The following is a 17,237-nucleotide window of genomic DNA, read 5'->3' as shown; positions in this document are numbered from 1 at the left end:
TTTGAAAATTTGAGTTTTCACCGCTGCAGTCGAAACATCGGTTGCGAATCCATGAACATGGCTCTTTCAATTTCAATCGGAAACTGCGGTTGAAACGTTGGTAACTCGTTTTGATCTTTGAACGCCTCATCGTTCATCGACTCGATTCGGGCGGTGAGTGCGCGAAGGCTTTCCATGAGACGCGAGATTCTGGCTTCCACTTCTAGTTTCTCGCGATCGAGTTCTTCAAGACGTTTGCGAAGTGCAAGCTCTTCGGCATTGAGCATCTTGATCCGCGTCTTAGACTGTTGAACGTCGCGTTCCAGTTCGCGTTGCTGGTGGTGTAAATCTTCCGTCTGCTCGGCCTTCGATGAATGGATCTCAGGAACACTTTGCGTGTCCGGCCCACTGACCTGGGCGAATGATGGCGACGGAAATAGAGCGACAAAAACAGCCATTGAAAAGATCAGTGGAAGTCGCGAATGATCGGGCATCGAATCTATCCTTCAAAGCAAACCAGGGCGGGACAGGTATCAGCACACTGATTAGAAACTAATCCTTGATACTTGCAGCGGCAAATTTCTTGCCATAACGATGATTTCTGGGCCGAATCGCAGCGAATTGGTCCGCCCACCCGTTGATCCTCCCGTGCGTAAGCAGATTGGTTGCTTTATCCTCAGCCTCTCGTTCCTTTAATGGTTGTCCTTTTCATTCGCTGGGTATTGATGTTTCGTTTGCTTGCAATTGCCGTCCTTCTAGTTCTCCTCAATCCGACTGGCGTGATTGCGCAAGTTGGCGAGCAGACTAGCTCTGCGACACCGGCAACTGGTCTAGAAAAGTTGCGTGAACAGGTGAAGTCTGCGGATCTTGAAGAAGAGGCTAAGAGCGCTGCACTGACGGTGCTTGATCAAGCAGAGAAACAAGCGGCTGAGGCTAGCAGCAAGACCGAAATGGTTCAAAAACGGCGAGCGGCGATTGAGACGGTTGCTGCGCGTGCGGATTCAGCAAAACGAAGTCTCGAGCAGCTTCAGAACGCTCAGCCGAGCGCGCCTCGTGGTGAAACACTTGCCGAATTAGAAGCCGAATTGGCGTCGCTAACAGCCAAGGCGCAGGCTGCGCAGCAGACCGTGAATCAGGCTGAGACCGCGATGAAGAATTCCGCTCAACGCCGCGCCGAGATCGACACCGAGTTGCCGAAGCTCATCAATTCAGCTGAGGAACGAAAACAACAGTTTGAGAACGCGGTCGCGAACGCTGATGGCACGGTTGCCAACGACGCGGCAATTGTAGAGTTAAAAACCGCCAGTGAACTGCTCAACGCAAACGTCGCTGCCCTGCAAGCCGAGAAGGCGTTGTTAGACGCTGAAGCTGCAGCAAGCCTGCCTCAATTGACTCGAGACTTAGAGGCTCGCCAGGCAGAGACGCTTCAAAAGCAATTGGTTTCATTGCGAGCAATCGTCGAAGAAAAACGAGCCGAAGATGCTGCGAGCCGTGTCGAGATGGCAAGCAAGCAACTCAATCAGATGCACCCATTGCTCCGCTTCATCGGCGAACAAAATCAATCGCTTGCTGAACTCAACCAAACGCTGGCTAAAAAGATTGAGGACGAAGAGACCCGGCTTGTTTCTCGGAAGTCGCAGCTCGAAGACATCCGCGAATCATTTAAGCAAGCGACCAGCCGTGTCGATAAGGTCGGTTTGACGGACGCCGTGGGGGCGATGCTGCGAAATCTAAAACAGAATCTTCCCAGTGTCGGTGTTTACCGCATGAGAATACGCGAACGATCATCGGAAATTGATGACGCTGCCTACGCGTTGGAAGAGATGACCGATCGTCGCAACGCTAAGCTGAGTCTGACAATCGACGCTTTGTTGCGGCAGGCCGATCGGCCTGTCTATGGTGTCGAGCGCGAAGAGTTAGAAAAGGAAGCTCTGCAACTACTCGAAACGCAACGAACGGAGTATTTGGACCCAGCGATTCGAAATCAAACCCACTACTTTAATACTCTGGTTTCGATTTCAACGGCAGAGGAAGAAATCATTCAGCTGGTCGAGGACTCTCGGAAGTACATCAACGAGAATGTATTGTGGACCCGAAGCACCTCGCCAATGTACTCGAAGCCGTTCCCCGCTAAGGCGGAATGGTGGTTCACTTTGCCCGCAGCTTGGTCCGGTGTCGGATTGAAAATTATTTCCGATATGACGACTCGACCTGCAATTTGGATTGCTGCGGGATTGTCGCTGCTAACGTTGTTGCTCTCACGGTACCGCTTACGCGCCGAGATCACGCTCTTGGGTGAAAAGGCCAGTCAATCGAGCTTCACTCATTTTGGTCCGACCGCAAAGGCGTTTTTCTGGACCGTCGCAACCTCGCTCCCCATCCCTCTGTTTTTTGGGTTCTTAGGATCACGGTTTTCCTCGATTGCAGGGAACGACCGCACGCTTTCAGCTCTTTCGTTGGGTTGCTCGACGACAGCGTTCTTGTACTTTCCACTCGACTTCATGCGTCAAGTCTGCAGGTCGCAAGGATTGGCTCAATCCCATTTTGCTTGGCCTGAACTGACCACCAAGAAAGTGCGACAAGCGATCCGGCCATTGCTATTCATTGCCGTTCCGATCATATCGATAGCGGCCTTCCTAGCGGGCGGCAGTATTGGCTACGGCAATGATGTGCTCGAACGCTACCTTTCGTTGCTGGCCACCTTTGTGTTTGGATTGTTCATTCAGCGAGTGGCTCATCCTCGCCGCGGAGTGCCTGCTCGATACATTGCTTCCCATCCGAGCGGCTGGGTCAATCGAACGGCGATAATTTGGTATCCCGTGATCGTGGCGATACCGGTGGGCTTAGGTGTATTGACGGTGATTGGATACCATTTCACCAGTCAACAGATCGGCTGGCGAATTTTTCTTTCCTTAGGTTTGCTCTTTGGCATCGCCGTTGCGGTCTCGTTGGTAATGCGATGGTCACTTATCCATCGTCGCTCCCTGCGAATGGAACAAGCCAAACAAGCTCGCGCGTTGGCCGCCGAAACTGCCGCAAGTGAGACGCCGGTTCCCATCGCCGAAGACACGGCCAAAGACCTGCAAGAACAGATGCAGCAGTCGCGGAATCTATTTCAAACCGCCATGGTGGCCGCGGCGATGATCGGATTGTGGATTGTGTGGAGCGATGTCGTTCCGGCGCTTGGGATTTTCGAGAAGTGGCCGCTTTGGTCGTCAACGGACACGGTCACTGATCTTGTTAAGAATGAAAACGGTGATTTGATCCCGCACTCACGGGAGGTGGTGGATCACGTGACGATCGCGGAGGTGGCTTTGGCGTGTGTGCTCTTTGGATTGACGCTAGCTGCGGCTCGAAACCTGCCTGGTTTGTTGGAGTTTGCCGTTTTGCGTCGGCTACCTATCGATCGCAGCATCCGCTACGCCGTTACGTCGTTAGTGAGTTACGCGATTGTGTTACTCGGCATCATTATCGCCGGCGGAACGATTGGGCTTCACTGGAACCAAATCCAATGGATGGCGACTGCGTTGACGTTTGGTTTAGCGTTTGGGTTGCAAGAAATGTTCGCCAACTTCGTTGCCGGAATCATCATCTTGTTCGAGCAACCGGTGCGAGTGGGTGACGTTGTTGAGATTGATGGCGTGACCGGAATCGTTTCCAAGATCCGCATTCGAGCCACTACCATCACCGATTGGGATCGCAAGGATTACATCGTTCCCAACAAAGAATTCATCACCGGAAAAGTACTCAACTGGACTCGTTCGGATGACGTGACCCGTTTGGTGTTGTCGGTCGGCGTTGCCTATGGGACCGATACTCAATTGGCACATCAGTTGATTCTAGAAGCTGCTGCGGAGAATCCAGATGTTCTCGAAGAACCCAAAACAAACGTCACCTTTGACGCTTTCGGAGACAACAGCCTGAATTTCACGCTACGCGCTTATTTGGGGACGTACGAAAAACGATTGGCGGTGACTCACGATTTGCACACGTCCATCAATCGGAAGTTCGCGGCGGCGAATATTGAAATCTCATTCCCACAACGAGATCTGCACCTAAGATCGTTGCCAAGTGGATTAACAGACTTTTTGCGATCGAAGAATCAATCTTCTGAAACTACTGGTCCCAATCCAAATGGAAAAGCCGGAACGATTGTCACGGAAAGCGACTTATGAAACGAAAGCGATTTGCGAACCCATTCCGACGCAAACGTAAAGTCGATCGAGCGGTAGGGTTGGCACCGGGGACAATTTCGATCGCCGATGACGCAGTTCCAACATCGATCCGCGCGATTCGTTTTAACCGAAGCGAGGTCAAACGGTTCGAGAACCTAACCGTGGAAGAGATTCCATTAGCCTCAAGTGACCATGTCGTGTGGGTGGATGTGGTTGGATTGGGTGACGAACCTACGATTTCAGCAATCGGAAAACGATTCAAGATTCACGCGTTATCCCTCGAAGATGTCGTCAACACACACCAGCGGCCGAAGATCGAAGTCTACGACGACCATTTGTATATCGTTGTTCGAATGCCAAGTAGCAACGGTCAGTTAGATTTGGAACAGGTCAGTTTGTTTGTCGGAAACGGATACGTCGTTTCATGGCAAGAACGCGAAGGTGACTGTTTCAATGCCGTCCGGAAGCGACTGGAGTCGTCGTCTCGCGAAGTGCGCAGACACGGCAGTGACTTCTTGGCGTACGCGCTGGTCGATACAGTCGTCGACGCTTTCTTCCCCCATGTGCATCATTTTGGCGATGCGCTAGATCAACTGGAAGACGAGATTGCGGACCAGAATCGAGGCAGCGAAGTGGTTCACCAGATCTTCGAAATTCGTTCAGATATCCGACGATTGCGAAGAGTGGCTTGGTCTCACCGCGAAATGATCCAAAGTTGGCTGACGTACAACGGTCCACTCACAGGAGAAGCGACTCGATTGCACTTGCGAGACGTTGCCGACCACACCATCCGCGTTGTTGAGCTCTTGGAAATGTGTCGCGAAAGTTGCTCTGACCTGCGAGACCTTCAAATGTCGGCGGCCAGTATGCGAATGAACGAAGTGATGAAAGTGCTAACCGTCATCGCAACGATTTTCATCCCACTTAGTTTCATCGCGGGACTATACGGGATGAACTTTTCAACTCAGACATCACCTTGGAACATGCCGGAAACTCAATGGTACTTTGGCTATCCGTTTGCGTTGTTCTTGATGTCTCTTGTCGCGGGCGGAATGGTCGTGTTCTTCTACCGCAAACGGTGGATAGGCTAGTCAACGCGATTGTTGACGCTTTGCTAACCTCGTTTTACCGCGTCTATGAAGTAACGGAACGAAAGGAAATGAAAAGGCGGAATCGACGTCAATACATCAGCCGCTTTCCAGATGTACCATGTTCGATCGTTCAGAAAGCTGATGATCGTATTGTCGTAGTGAACCATGACGTCGAAGTCATTTCGTAGCTTGCGTGGGATGCTGAATTGGTTTTGAAGAAAGAGACGCCACTCTGATCGTCGGCGGAAGTGATACCAAGCTATTGAGACATTCATGATGTTGGGTTCTAAGGCGATGTATCGACCGCCGGGACGCAAAACGCGTGTGATTTCTGAAATCGTCTTGGGGACATCCGGCACATGATGAAGAAAATCCCAGGAGAAAACGACATCCATCGATTCATCGTCAAAGGGTAAATCGAGTGCAGAGGCTTCCTGAACGTGGCAATGATTGAGTCCACGCTCAGCGATGGCTTCTTTGGCCTCGTCGATCATCGGGCCGCAGACGTCAATGCCTTGGATCTCGTTAGCGTGACGACTGAGCAGAGGATAGTAGAAGGCGTTGCCACACCCAACGTCGAGTAAGCGTCCGGCTTTGTGCGGAAACAGTCGCTCAAACGCTTTATCGACAAGCTCTTTCGTGAGTGGCTGTTTTTCCAGCAAGTCCTGATCGAACCGTTCGTAATACAACGATGGTTTTTGCTCAAGCACACGGCTATAGTGATCGCGGTTTTCGTCGAGGTCGTGCAGCAAGTTGGCCACCTTGTTGGCAAGTTAAATATGTCGTCGAGCTTTCGGGATAGTCGAACGCACGTCGGCTTGGCGTTGGTTTAACAGCGTTCTACAGGAAATGTTACACGGTTCGAGGAAGGCACGACGATAGGGATGACATGAAAAGCAACGTTATCGCCGCCGACCATCAAAGTGCCCCAGCAAGTTCATACGATCGAAATCATCGGTTCCGTTGGGCGTTCGGTGCCATTGTGCTCGCGATGGTGATCGCAGCAGTTTACGGTTCCACGCTTAATGCACCCTTGATCTTTGATGACGAAGTCACGCTGATTCAAAACACTTCCATCCACACGCTTTGGCCGTTGGTGGGACATTCGCCCGATTTCGGCCCGCTTCATCCCACCGCGGGAACCCCTGTTTCCGCTCGGCCGCTCGTCAATCTTACGTTCGCCATCAATTATCACTTTCACCAATTGGATCCGCGAGGTTATCGGGTCGTGAACATGGTGATCCATGGTTCCGTCGCAATTTTGGTGTGGGTGTTGGTGACTCGAACGCTTCGTCTGCGAAAATTTGGAACACGGTTCGATTCATCTGCCAATCTCATCGGTTTTCTAAGTGCCATTGTTTGGGCAGTTCATCCGATCAACACGGAAACGGTCGTCTACATCACACAACGGACGGAGTTGATGGTCGGACTGTTCTACGTTGCCACTTTGCTATTTTCGTCATGCTACTTTACCGCGGAAAGTTTGCGATCGAAGGCGACCTACTTGTTCTTGGCGGTCTTGGCGTCGGTTGTGGGCATGCTTAGCAAGGAAATGATGGCGTCGGTGCCTGCGGTGGTGTTCGTGTACCAGCGAATCTTTTTCGATGATCGTTGTTGGAGCATGCTCAAAAAATCGTGGAAGCTTTACGTTGGCTTAGCTCTGACATGGATTCCCGTCGCATTGTTGTACGCCTACGGGTTTCGCACTCCGGGTGGTGGTTTCGACGAAGGCGTTGCAATCCATCACTGGTGGTTGAGTCAATCGCCCATCGTTTTCTTGTATTGGCGAATGTCGGTTTGGCCTTGGCCTCTATTGATTCACTATCAGTTTCCAGTGGTTACTGATTTCGCAGCGGTATGGCCGTGGGTTACAGCGAATGTTTTGTTGATCCTGTTAAGTGTTTGGGGGTTCGTAAAACGCTGGCCGGTAGCATTTGTCACCGTTGCGTTCTATGCCATTCTTTCGCCAACGCTCTTGATACCTTTGCCGATGGAACCTGCGGTGGAACGGCGAATGTACTTGCCGCTCGCCGTCATCGTGCCGTTCGGGATCGCAGGGAGTTACTGGATCTTAGACGTATTGCGACCGAGACTAAGTAACCACGTTCACGAATCGAAGGTTCTCCGTTTGCTAGTGGTGGTCTTTGTAGTAGCGATCGCGAGTGTTTTCGCTGTGATCTCGAAGCGAAGGTTGACTCTGTATCACAACCAACTTGCACTTTGGCAGGACACGTTGCTGCATCAGCCGGAAAACACGATCGCATTATACGGGGCGGGAACGTTGTTAGCTTTGCAAGGAAATGTCGAAGAAGCTGTTCCGTATTTTGAGAAGTCTTACCGAATAGATCCGACGTACTACAAATCGAGTTACAACCTGGCGCAAGCTTATGACCGTTTGGGTAAGAACAACGAAGCCATCGAGCAGTACCAACGGACACTTGAGATCAAACCGACTGACCCGGCCACTCATTTGAATCTAGGACGTTTGTTTGAGTTTGAGGGGGACTCCGAGCAGGCTATCACGCATTACCGCGAAACCATCTCTGCGAGTCCAGACTTCGCGTTGGCAAGAACAAACCTTGGTCTGCTGTTACTAAGCCAAGGCCAAGTCGCGGGTGCCATTAAGCAACTCGAAATGGCTTTGCGTCTGGACGAAGACCTGCCTCAGTACATGAACTTGGTCTTGGCCTATTCTCAAGCTGGAAAGAATGAGGACGTGCTTAGGTTGCTACAGTCCGCTTCGGATCTTGCGCGAGAACGGGGGGACATTGCGGTGGCTGAAAAATTGGAAAACGCTCGACGGCAGCTCGCCCGGTGATGCCTTGTCGTGTGACTTAGGCGATAGCCATGGCATGCGAAGAGACTTGGGGTTGAGAAATGAGACCTTCGGCAGCGATTACCGCGCGCTCGTGATACTGGGTAAAGTCCGCGTTGACATTCCACAGGTCGTGGCGAGCATCGTTGAGTATGTTCTCGGCTGCTAGAATTCCCATCAGTATGCTGTGGTCTTGGTTGTTGTATTTGAACGAACCATATCGCCCGATCGGTAGCAAACCCGAGTATTGTCGCAAGTGATCCGAAATGCGGTCAACGTGTTTACGATAGCCGCGGCGATAGACGGGATAGCATCGTGGCAAACGTTCGACATGACCCGCCAAAACTCGTTCGGAATTAAGCAAACGTGTGGACCGCAACTCGTTGGTGGCTCGTTCAATCAGCTCGTCATCGTTGGTCGACCAAATCGCGTCGTTGTGATCACACCAGTACTCGCAAGCGATCACAGAGGTGCTTTGGTCCTGGTAAAGATCGGGAACCCAGTTGCGGAAATTGGTCACACGACCTACCTGGACTTTCGGGTCATGAATGTACAGCCATTGGTCATCAAATAGTTCGCTCGAATCAATATTTAGGAACACGAGAAGAGTATTGCGAAATCGCAATTGGGCTGCGGCGTCAACAACGTCGCTAGGAGCGTCCTGCATACCGCGGACGAGCGAGGTCAACGGCATCGTTGAAACAACATGATCAAACGATTCATCAGTTGTGCAGTTATTCTCATGGCCAGCTAGTTCTAACCCTGTGACTTTGTAGCCTTCATGAACGACTCGACGGACGGGGGTATTGAGGGCGATGGTGCCACCGAGATGACGAACTTGATCTGCCATCTTGTCGTAAACTGCACCGGTTCCGCCAAAGGGATAGGCAAAGGAATCGACAAGCGTTTTGTGCTGTGCTGCCCGCCGATTTGATATCGCACTGAGGATGGCTTCGGGCAATGAGAACGAACTGATCCGTTGAGCTGCGAAATCAGCACTTAGTTCGTCGCAGGGAATCCCCCACAATTTTTCGCTGTAGCTTTTAAAGAATGTTTCGTGGAGCTTTCGACCGAAACGACGAACGCACCATGATTCAAACGATTCGTTTTCATGAGGGGACTGCCCGCGGAGAATGCGTTCTTTCACATAACTAAGTGTGCAGGCGAACGCTTTCGAGAGCCCGATGTTCCGCAGCGTGTCGAACGGACGAAGGGGATAATGAAAGAACTTGTCTTGGTAGTAGATTCGCGTGAGGCGGTTGACCATGGCGTAGTCGCGACCTACAACATCGAGCCAAAGTCCATTGACTCTTGCATCGGTGCTAAAAAAACGATGCGGCCCCATATCCACTCGGTGACCCCAAAGGTCAAGCGAGCGAGACATTCCGCCAATATGCTGACTCGCTTCATATACCGTAACATCAGCACCCCCGCGGCATAGCTGCAATGCTGCCGTCATCCCAGCCGGGCCAGCGCCGATGATCGCTACTCGCATGGGATGACTATTGAAAAAAGTGAAGGCATGGGGAAATGGCAGATGATTGCCGGCCGATTCCTAAGTCTAGTAGCCCAGTCATATTCGCGAAGCGGGATCGTTGAGCTTCCTAGGGTCGTTGCAAACACGCCAGCAATTGAATCGGATAAGTCCAACGGTACCGATTATGCGATCGGATCAACGGTTCAAAGGTGCGGTTTGTGCGGGCGTCGTAGTCCTTGGTTGCTGAGCCAACTGCCAATACGTCATTGGTTCAATGCCTCGGGCAATCAATTGCTCGCGACTAGATGCCGGTAACCGAGCGCCCACGACTTCGTACAAATCTCGCAGCATCGATTCGTTATCACCATAGTAGCTGTGCCCGAGTAAGCTCAAATCAATGCCGCTGACATCGATCGTTTCAATACCCGGAACAACAACCAAATGAGGACCACTTTCGCCCGCTCGCGGGTAACCGTGAACTTGTTTGGAAGCAATCAGTGCCTGATCATCTGAAGATGCGTAAAGCGTGACTTGTCTTGCAGTGTTCAGTAGCGAGGGGGCGAGGTCACGTCGGAAGTGATCGGCATCCACATCGGGCGCAGCCAAAACAACACGGTCAAACATTTTGGGCGAGTCGTCGGCAAGTTGGAAGTCGATCTGCTGAATCGCTGCGGTCATCGCACGATTACCCATGCTGTGAGCAACCACGTTAATTGAACGTGCACCACTTTCTCTAGCAAGTTCGAGCAGAAATTGTTTCAAGTGAGTGACGGTCCAAACGGCGTTGTTTTCGTCAATGGAATAGCCGAGCAAAGTCGCTTGGCTGGGCCACGAGTAACAGATAGGCGTACCAGTGAAGGGCAAGTCCACCGCGATTTGAGCCGTTCTTTGCACCGCCGATTCAAAGTCAACGTTGTAACCGTGAATGAATACGAGCAGGTCTTTTTGATCAGACGCGTCCACCGTATTGGCGAGGCGATGGTGAAAATCAGTCGCCGATAGTTCGGTCGCGCTGGTCAACACGATGTGTTCTCTTTGGTCTTCGCGGAACTCTAAACGCAACAAGCTCGGACGCTCAACAAGTCCTCGCGAGTGTGTATCGGGAACAGTCACATCGCAAATGCCACGGACCAGCGAACCGCGGTCGGCCGCATAGGTGACTCCATGTTTCTCGATGTTTGCTTGACCTGCCAAAACAAACGCTACTGCACCGCAGCCGACGACGCAGCCCGCCAATAGCGACGCCGTTCGTGCGCGAGTTCGACCGGTTAGCAAGCCAATCCCGCCAAAGCCGATCAACAAGATGGAACAACCGGTCAAAGCGATGAACGGCTCTTTTTGCCCGCTAACGGAAATGGCATCAAGCGTTAGGGAGTCACGTTTTCGATCGGTGGCATAAAACACTCGAACCGTGGCGAATCCATCCGCTGCGTTACGTTCGCTGCCGGCGGGCAATCGTGAAACATGATCCGGTAACGTTGAAGTTGCTGGGGTTGATGCAATCGCTGTTGCTGGAAGTGTTGGTGCTGCAATCGCCGGTGCTGCCGCATTTGACGACGCCGATGATCGAGGATTATTTGCATGATTCGGGTTGGTAAATGAGTTCGATGCTGATGCCGTTGGCGAGAGTGACGTCGCATCAAAGCTGTTCGAAACGGATTGTCTCGAGTTGGTTGCGAACCCCGATGAGGCGTCTGGCTGCGACGGGATACGCATTGGGGCCGAAGTCTGGACGCCTGAGAAACTGGGGCGTTCGGCTGGCGAGCTTTGGTAGGCAACCGGTGGAAATGCCTGCTCGCGAACCATTTCGGTCGGTGTTTGATCAGGACCCTCTTGTCGGTAAGTTTGCCTCGCTGGAATTGCTTCCATGGCAATGCCATCGGGAGAACTCATTTCGATGGGCGAATCATCCGAAAACCTGGATTCCGGTTGACTTTGAGAGCAACCGGTCAGTGAACCGATGTTCGCTGCGATGGTCAAAAGCAGGCCTAAGTGCAGAAACAGCGGAAATCGACGGTTAGATTTGTCAGCAATCAGCATGAAGAGATTCCCTAAACAGCGGAGATTCGCGAAAGTGGAAGTCATCCGAGAGGAAGGTCAGAGCTACGGTTCGGAACACATCCTTAGACCAGAATGAGGGATAGCTCATTGGGACTGCGCAAGTCGACCTCAATTGTGCGATACCCACCTGTTGCACTAGCATTTTGCTGTAAACTTTGTGTGGGTAAGTGGGCATCCCGTGTGCGCGTTTCAAGTAGTTGAGGCTGGTGTGAATAATATCGAGAATTCGAGCGGTGGCAGTCGCAATCTGAATGACTCGAAGGACAGCTTGGCGGGCGGCTTAACGTCACATTCCTGCGGGATGACTCATCAGGGTCGCGTTCGTGAGAACAATCAAGACCAGTTCTTGATCGCTCAACTCAACAAGTCGATGCGGGTGACTGCCACGTCGTTGTTGTTAGAAGACCGGCTATTTGGCCAAGTCCAAGGCGAGGTCTTGTTGGTTGCCGATGGCATGGGCGGGCATGCCGCGGGAGAACACGCGAGTCGAATCGCGATCGATCAATTGGTGACGAACTTGCTTGGTAGCATTCACTGGCATTTCCACGGTGATGTTGACCGAGAAGACGAGTTCATGGGGAACTTGGAAAGTTTGCTTCGAAATGCGCACTCTAGGATCCTGCTTGAATCGGCTCAGAATGTCGACCAACGTGGCATGGGGACGACGTTGACCATGGCGTACGTTGTTTGGCCGAAGCTATACGTCGTTCATGCGGGCGATTCGCGATGTTACTTGGTACGTGACGGCATGGCTCAGCAATTGACCACTGATCACACTCTCGCCAGGCAAATGGTCGAGGCCGGAGGGCTGAAGCCCGAGGATGAAGCGGGAAGTAAGTGGAGCAATGTGCTTTGGAACGTGCTAGGTGGACGGTCTGATGGGGGCGAAATTACGGCAGAGGTTCGGCAAGTGGATCTGAAGAACAACGACCGTATCGTTCTTTGCAGTGACGGGCTTCATCGCTATTTCACCGCCGAGCAACTTGCCCAGGTAGTGGGAAGCGATTCCAATCCCGAGTCTGCGGACCTTTGCGAAAAGCTAATTCAGCTCGCGAATGAAGCAGGTGGCGAAGACAATATTACGGTGATCGTGTCACAACCCACCGGAAGTGATATTACAAAATCGACCTGGATCGATGATTATGACCATCGACCACCCGTCAGTACCCAATCGTTGCCGAAGTCGGACGACTTGCTATTGGAAACGATCGACACCGACGAACCAGACGATTCATCCGACGACTTCTTGCACGATACACTTCCGGAGTAACTCGCTGAATCGGAAAACGCGAGACGTCACTTCGATCGAGCCACACAATCACCATGGCAGTGTTGTGTTTGGCGTCATTTGTGGTGGACTTGCGGCAATCCTCTATACGGCAGCGAATGTTGCTTTGCGGCAAAGCGTCGGCGTCGATCCATTCTTGGTAGCAGCGGTCAAAGCTGTTCCGACGGTGCTCTTTCTCGGTCCATTTCTGGTGTGGCTGGTGGCACGAGGTAAGAAGTTGATGACGAGTAGTCGCATGATTGTTCGTTTTCTTATCGTTGCACTGGTTGGTCAATTTGTTGGCAATGCGGCGTTCCAAGTGGCGCTTGAAGTTATCGGTTTGGCGATCTCGGTGCCAATAACGCTCGGAGTATTGATCATTGGTGGCGCGATCTTGGGGCGAATTGTCTTGGGCGAACCGGTTCGGATCAACAAAGTCATCGCTATTGTGATCCTGATTTCCGCAATTGTCATTCTTTCCCTACCTAGCGCAGGTGAAAGACCTTTAGCATCGTCCAGCACTTTGCCAATTTGGGTGGGCGCTCTTTGCGCGGCTGCTTCGGGGGCGGCCTATTCGCTATTCGGTGTCGTCATGCGTCAAACCATGCATAGCGGAGTGTCAGCTTCATTGACAATGTTTTTAAGCGGCGCTGTGGGGGTGCTTTCGTTGTGGACGTTCGTCTTAACGCGAATTGAATTAAGTGACTTTAACGCGATTGCGACCGAGCAGTGGGTCGTGATGTCGGCCGCTGGTCTGCTGAACTTCTCTGCATTTATCGCAATGTCGTTGTCGCTCAAAGCGTTACCTGTCGTTGCAGTGAATCTTATCAATGCATCACAAGTGGCGATGGCTGCCTTGGCGGGTGTGATCTTATTCGCTGAACCGATTACTGCTGCGCTGGTAAGTGGCGTAACGCTAACGTTTGCCGGTTTGTTGGTGCTGGCGTTTGGACGTAAGTGACCGTCCGTCGCAGATCGTTTGGGAAAGACCTGAACAGGGCTGCGTTTACCGCAGAGTGCACCGACTTCCCATAGCTAAGCTCGCGTCAACTTGGTTACCCGACCGGTTGCTACCCATTCAGCGATGTAGATGTTGCCTTCCTTGTCAAAGCAGCCATCGTGTGGATGAACGAACTTTCCTTGTTCCCAACGGCTCTCGTCCTTGCGAATCGTGAAGTCACCCGCTTGTTCTTTGTCTGCCAAAATACGGTCTTGATCCGAACCAAGCTTCGCAATCGTGTTGTGATTTTGGTCCAAAATCGAAACCTGAGCGACGAGTTCGGGGACTAGCATCAGATCTTCAAAAACATCGATGTTGGCCGGCAAGCCAAAGCCGGTGACGGTTTTCTTGTAGGTGCCATCTAGTGCAAATGTTTGCAAAGTATTGTGGGCGCGATCCGCAACAACGATTTCCGCCGCACCATCAATTCGATCATCAAGCCAAATTCCGTGAGGCAACGCGAACTTGCCTTTGCCATCACCAGCCCCACCGAAATGGGAAAGCCACTTACCATCGCGAGTGTATCGATGGATTGCCCACGCACCGTAGCCATCGGCGAGCAAGAAATCTCCATTGGGTAGGAAGGCAAAATTGGTTGGCATGAAGCGATCGCGTCCCCAAACTTGATCGGGATCGCTCGCTTCACCGGCGGCGTAAAGCCCGCTTTTCATCGGAGCGTATTCCTGCCATACCAATTCGCCATCAAGAGTAAGCTTCGCAATGGATTTGACCTGTTGGTAAGCGGCTACATATAGGTAAGGCGTACCGTCTTCGACGCGAATTTCAATTCCGTGTCCACCACCTTGGAATTGTTGCCCAAAGGCGCGGATAAAAGTTCCTTCGGAATCGAAAACAAATATCGAAGGATGGTCAGTAAGTTTCTTATTGCCCTCGTGAATCACATACAGATTGTTGTCGGGATCAATCGCAACGTTGTGAGTGATTTGCCAGTGGAACTGATCGGGCAATCTTGGGAAAAAGTGTTCGCAATGAAACTTGTGATCACCTTCGCCAATCACATCCTGGGCCATGGTTCGCTTCGAAGTGAAAATAGCCGGAGCTGCAACCGTAGTCGCGGCGGCAACTTTCAAGAAACGACGTCGGTTGGTTGTATCACTCATGGTGTATGTTGGTGCGAGGATGAAAATCGTTCAGCCACATTTATACGAGATAATTGAGCAAGTTTCCAATGAAGTCTGAGGAGCGATTTGAGTTTGGCAAGAATTGGCGGGCCTTCTTAGAAACCGTTGATGAAACTCGAATCGAGGAAGCCCAAGAATCGCTGAGGCAAAAACTTGGTCGTGATTCGCTCGGCGGAGAACGGTTCTTGGACATTGGTTGCGGTAGTGGTTTGTTTTCGTTGGCCGCTCATCGACTCGGAGCTGAGGTCGTTTCAATCGACTACGACCAGGAGTGCGTTGGATGCACTCAAACACTTCGGGATAGATTCGGGGACGACGTTCAAGGTCGTTGGACCATTCACCAGGGTTCGGTACTGGATGAATCGTTCATGCTGGCTCTCGGTGAGTTCGATGTCGTCTATTCCTGGGGCGTCCTGCATCACACCGGCGACATGAACCGAGCGATTGAGTTGGCAAGCCGACGAGTTTGTCCGGGGGGCCAGTTTTTCATTGCGATCTACAACGACCAAGGCGGCGCCAGTCGAAGGTGGCTTGCGATCAAGAAACTCTATCATCGTTTTCCAAGCTTTCTGCGGCCTGTATGGGTAGTGGCTGTTGCCAGCGTCTACGAATCAAAGTTTGCATTCGCGCGACTCGCTAGGTTTGGCAACCCGCTACCGTTTGCCGATTGGCGAGCGAAGAAGAACGATCGAGGCATGACCGTGTGGTACGACTGGGTCGATTGGATCGGTGGCCTCCCTTTCGAAGTCGCCAAACCAGAAGACATCGTCATGCCATTGCGAAAACGAGGGTTCACTCTTGACCGCCTGACCACGGTGGGAAATGGATGGGGATGCAACGAGTACGTGTTCGAGCGAGTTGGCCCTGAAGCAGTCGAAGAAGTTAGAGAAGACTCGCTCACATAAGCAACGCGATTGAGTTGTCCCAATGGGAAAAATTGGCGATGCCAGGCTAACGTCGACGACTAACTCAGCTTATCGAGCCCAGCATTCGCGATTCGCTCGTTCAGTTCAGACAGAAACTGTTCGCGGTCTTTGGGCGACACGATGATGGTTCGTCGTTTGGTCTTGATGGCGATTCGTTTCAACGAAAGGGCGGGACCGCTGAGCCACGATGATGATAGGTCTGCCGATTCAATGTCGGTGTAGGCAACCTGATAGAACAGGATAATTCCGCAGCGGATTGAGATTGCGTCTTCGAGCAGTGTGTAGCGGCAGGGCAGGGTACAGGCGACGATTACCATCGTGGTGAAGGCACCGGCGGCAAACATGATTGATGCGTCGTCGGATTGACCTTGAAGGAACAAGTAGACGCCAATGATGACGGAGCTCAATGGTGAAATGATCAGTAGCGCCGCGACCCAGGCATCGATTGCTGAGTCGTAAACACGATGCGTCATGGGGCGTTGGTGACTGAGTTTACCGTCGGATCTAGATTGATTGACTGGATTGAGTTGATTGTCAGTTTCGGAGGACGTTTGCGAATCGCTGGTCATTAGGTAGCTGCTCCTTCGATCGTTCGCGAGTCTCGCAACCGACGCAACACTTCTCGCGGAATTAAGACGCTGACTAGCAGTCCACCTACGACGGCGAGGGCGATGCTTGTCCATTTTTCAGGTGATGCATCGGCATCGCCGATCAGGTGCGAGGCCGTTCCGCTGTGGACCCACAAAATTTGCGGGATCATTGCTACAGCGGCCGCGACGATATAGGGCACTATTTTGGCGTGGCATGCTCCCATCGTGTAGCTGATGATCATTGTGGGTACCGGCGAGAGTCGAAGTAGCAGGTGCCCGGCAAAATTTGCATCAGCCGCCATTTGACGCATTGTCGAAATGATGTCTCCGGCCGGGACCGATTTGCTTTGGTTTTCGTCGGTAGCGCTGGAGCCCGAAACCCACAACCGACCAATCATGTAATTCAATGCCGCAGCGAGCAGGGCGGTGACCAGCATCAAGCCGCTGCCCCATCCTGTTCCGAACATCGCACCAGCGGTGATCGACATCACGGTTTTGGGGACAAAAAGGGACATCAGTATCACGCCGACCGCTACGAATACGATCGGAGCGGTAGCGCCGAATGAGTCAACCCAGTCGTGAATGTTTCTAAGTTCGAAGCCTCGGCAAAGCAACGTCGTTCCGATAGCCACCATCATCAAAGGCGGGATGTATCGGTACACTTGGCTGCGAGAACGCATCATGGACGGTATCTTGGGAAACGAAGAGAAGCCG

The 17,237-nt window shown here is 52.1% G+C and carries 13 protein-coding genes; 6 read left to right on the top strand and 7 right to left on the bottom strand.

The features are described 5' to 3' along the window. Positions 1-17 precede the first annotated feature (17 nt). Positions 18-473, bottom strand: a complete 456-nt coding sequence (locus tag Pla22_RS04590; RefSeq protein WP_146513564.1) for a hypothetical protein — start codon at positions 471-473, stop codon at positions 18-20. A 231-nt stretch (positions 474-704) separates the two neighbouring features. Between Pla22_RS04590 and Pla22_RS04585 the strand changes: the two genes are divergently transcribed. Beyond that, entirely contained in the window at positions 705-4,154 is a 3,450-nt protein-coding gene (locus Pla22_RS04585; protein WP_165440512.1) for a mechanosensitive ion channel domain-containing protein, read from the top strand. Continuing rightward, on the top strand, positions 4,151-5,245 hold the full coding sequence (gene corA / locus Pla22_RS04580; RefSeq protein WP_146513562.1) for a magnesium/cobalt transporter CorA: 1,095 nt from the start codon (positions 4,151-4,153) through the stop codon (positions 5,243-5,245). Before Pla22_RS04585 ends, corA begins: the two co-directional genes overlap by 4 nt. A 23-nt stretch (positions 5,246-5,268) precedes the next feature. Here corA and Pla22_RS04575 read toward each other — a convergent pair whose 3' ends face one another. Then, on the bottom strand, positions 5,269-6,006 hold the full coding sequence (locus Pla22_RS04575) for a class I SAM-dependent methyltransferase (RefSeq protein WP_146513561.1): 738 nt from the start codon (positions 6,004-6,006) through the stop codon (positions 5,269-5,271). A gap of 128 nt (positions 6,007-6,134) precedes the next feature. Between Pla22_RS04575 and Pla22_RS04570 the strand changes: the two genes are divergently transcribed. Further along, positions 6,135-8,063, top strand: a complete 1,929-nt coding sequence (locus Pla22_RS04570) for a tetratricopeptide repeat protein (RefSeq protein ID WP_146513560.1) — start codon at positions 6,135-6,137, stop codon at positions 8,061-8,063. Between the two features lie 16 nt (positions 8,064-8,079). Here Pla22_RS04570 and Pla22_RS04565 read toward each other — a convergent pair whose 3' ends face one another. Further along, positions 8,080-9,555 carry an FAD-dependent oxidoreductase gene (locus tag Pla22_RS04565; protein ID WP_146513559.1) on the bottom strand — a complete coding sequence of 492 codons (1,476 nt, stop codon included), beginning with the start codon at positions 9,553-9,555 and terminating at the stop codon, positions 8,080-8,082. A 177-nt stretch (positions 9,556-9,732) separates the two neighbouring features. Then, on the bottom strand, positions 9,733-11,577 hold the full coding sequence (locus Pla22_RS04560) for an alpha/beta hydrolase (protein WP_242631794.1): 1,845 nt from the start codon (positions 11,575-11,577) through the stop codon (positions 9,733-9,735). 229 nt (positions 11,578-11,806) lie between these two features. Between Pla22_RS04560 and Pla22_RS04555 the strand changes: the two genes are divergently transcribed. Next, on the top strand, positions 11,807-12,868 hold the full coding sequence (locus Pla22_RS04555) for a PP2C family protein-serine/threonine phosphatase (RefSeq protein WP_242631793.1): 1,062 nt from the start codon (positions 11,807-11,809) through the stop codon (positions 12,866-12,868). 64 nt (positions 12,869-12,932) lie between these two features. Continuing rightward, positions 12,933-13,826 (top strand): DMT family transporter, encoded by an 894-nt coding sequence (locus Pla22_RS04550; protein WP_146513557.1) that lies wholly within the window; start codon positions 12,933-12,935, stop codon positions 13,824-13,826. A 74-nt stretch (positions 13,827-13,900) separates the two neighbouring features. On the opposite strand, the gene Pla22_RS04545 is transcribed toward Pla22_RS04550, so the two are convergent. Continuing rightward, positions 13,901-14,986 carry an NHL repeat-containing protein gene (locus Pla22_RS04545; protein ID WP_146513556.1) on the bottom strand — a complete coding sequence of 362 codons (1,086 nt, stop codon included), beginning with the start codon at positions 14,984-14,986 and terminating at the stop codon, positions 13,901-13,903. 68 nt (positions 14,987-15,054) lie between these two features. Here Pla22_RS04545 and Pla22_RS04540 point away from each other — a divergent pair, with 68 nt between their 5' ends. Further along, positions 15,055-15,912: a class I SAM-dependent methyltransferase gene (locus Pla22_RS04540; protein ID WP_146513555.1), complete on the top strand. Its 858-nt coding sequence runs from the start codon at positions 15,055-15,057 to the stop codon at positions 15,910-15,912. A 59-nt stretch (positions 15,913-15,971) separates the two neighbouring features. Here the strand turns inward: Pla22_RS04540 and Pla22_RS04535 are convergent, their stop codons facing one another. Continuing rightward, positions 15,972-16,406 carry a PH domain-containing protein gene (locus Pla22_RS04535; RefSeq protein ID WP_165440511.1) on the bottom strand — a complete coding sequence of 145 codons (435 nt, stop codon included), beginning with the start codon at positions 16,404-16,406 and terminating at the stop codon, positions 15,972-15,974. Between the two features lie 95 nt (positions 16,407-16,501). Then, the gene (locus Pla22_RS04530; RefSeq protein ID WP_165440510.1) at positions 16,502-17,206 is read right to left on the bottom strand and encodes a TVP38/TMEM64 family protein; all 705 of its coding nucleotides are present in this window, start codon (positions 17,204-17,206) and stop codon (positions 16,502-16,504) included. Positions 17,207-17,237 lie beyond the last annotated feature (31 nt).

The organism is Rubripirellula amarantea (genome assembly GCF_007859865.1).
Taxonomy (GTDB): Bacteria; Planctomycetota; Planctomycetia; order Pirellulales; family Pirellulaceae; genus Rubripirellula; species Rubripirellula amarantea.
This window is presented reverse-complemented; position numbering and strand designations above follow the sequence as displayed.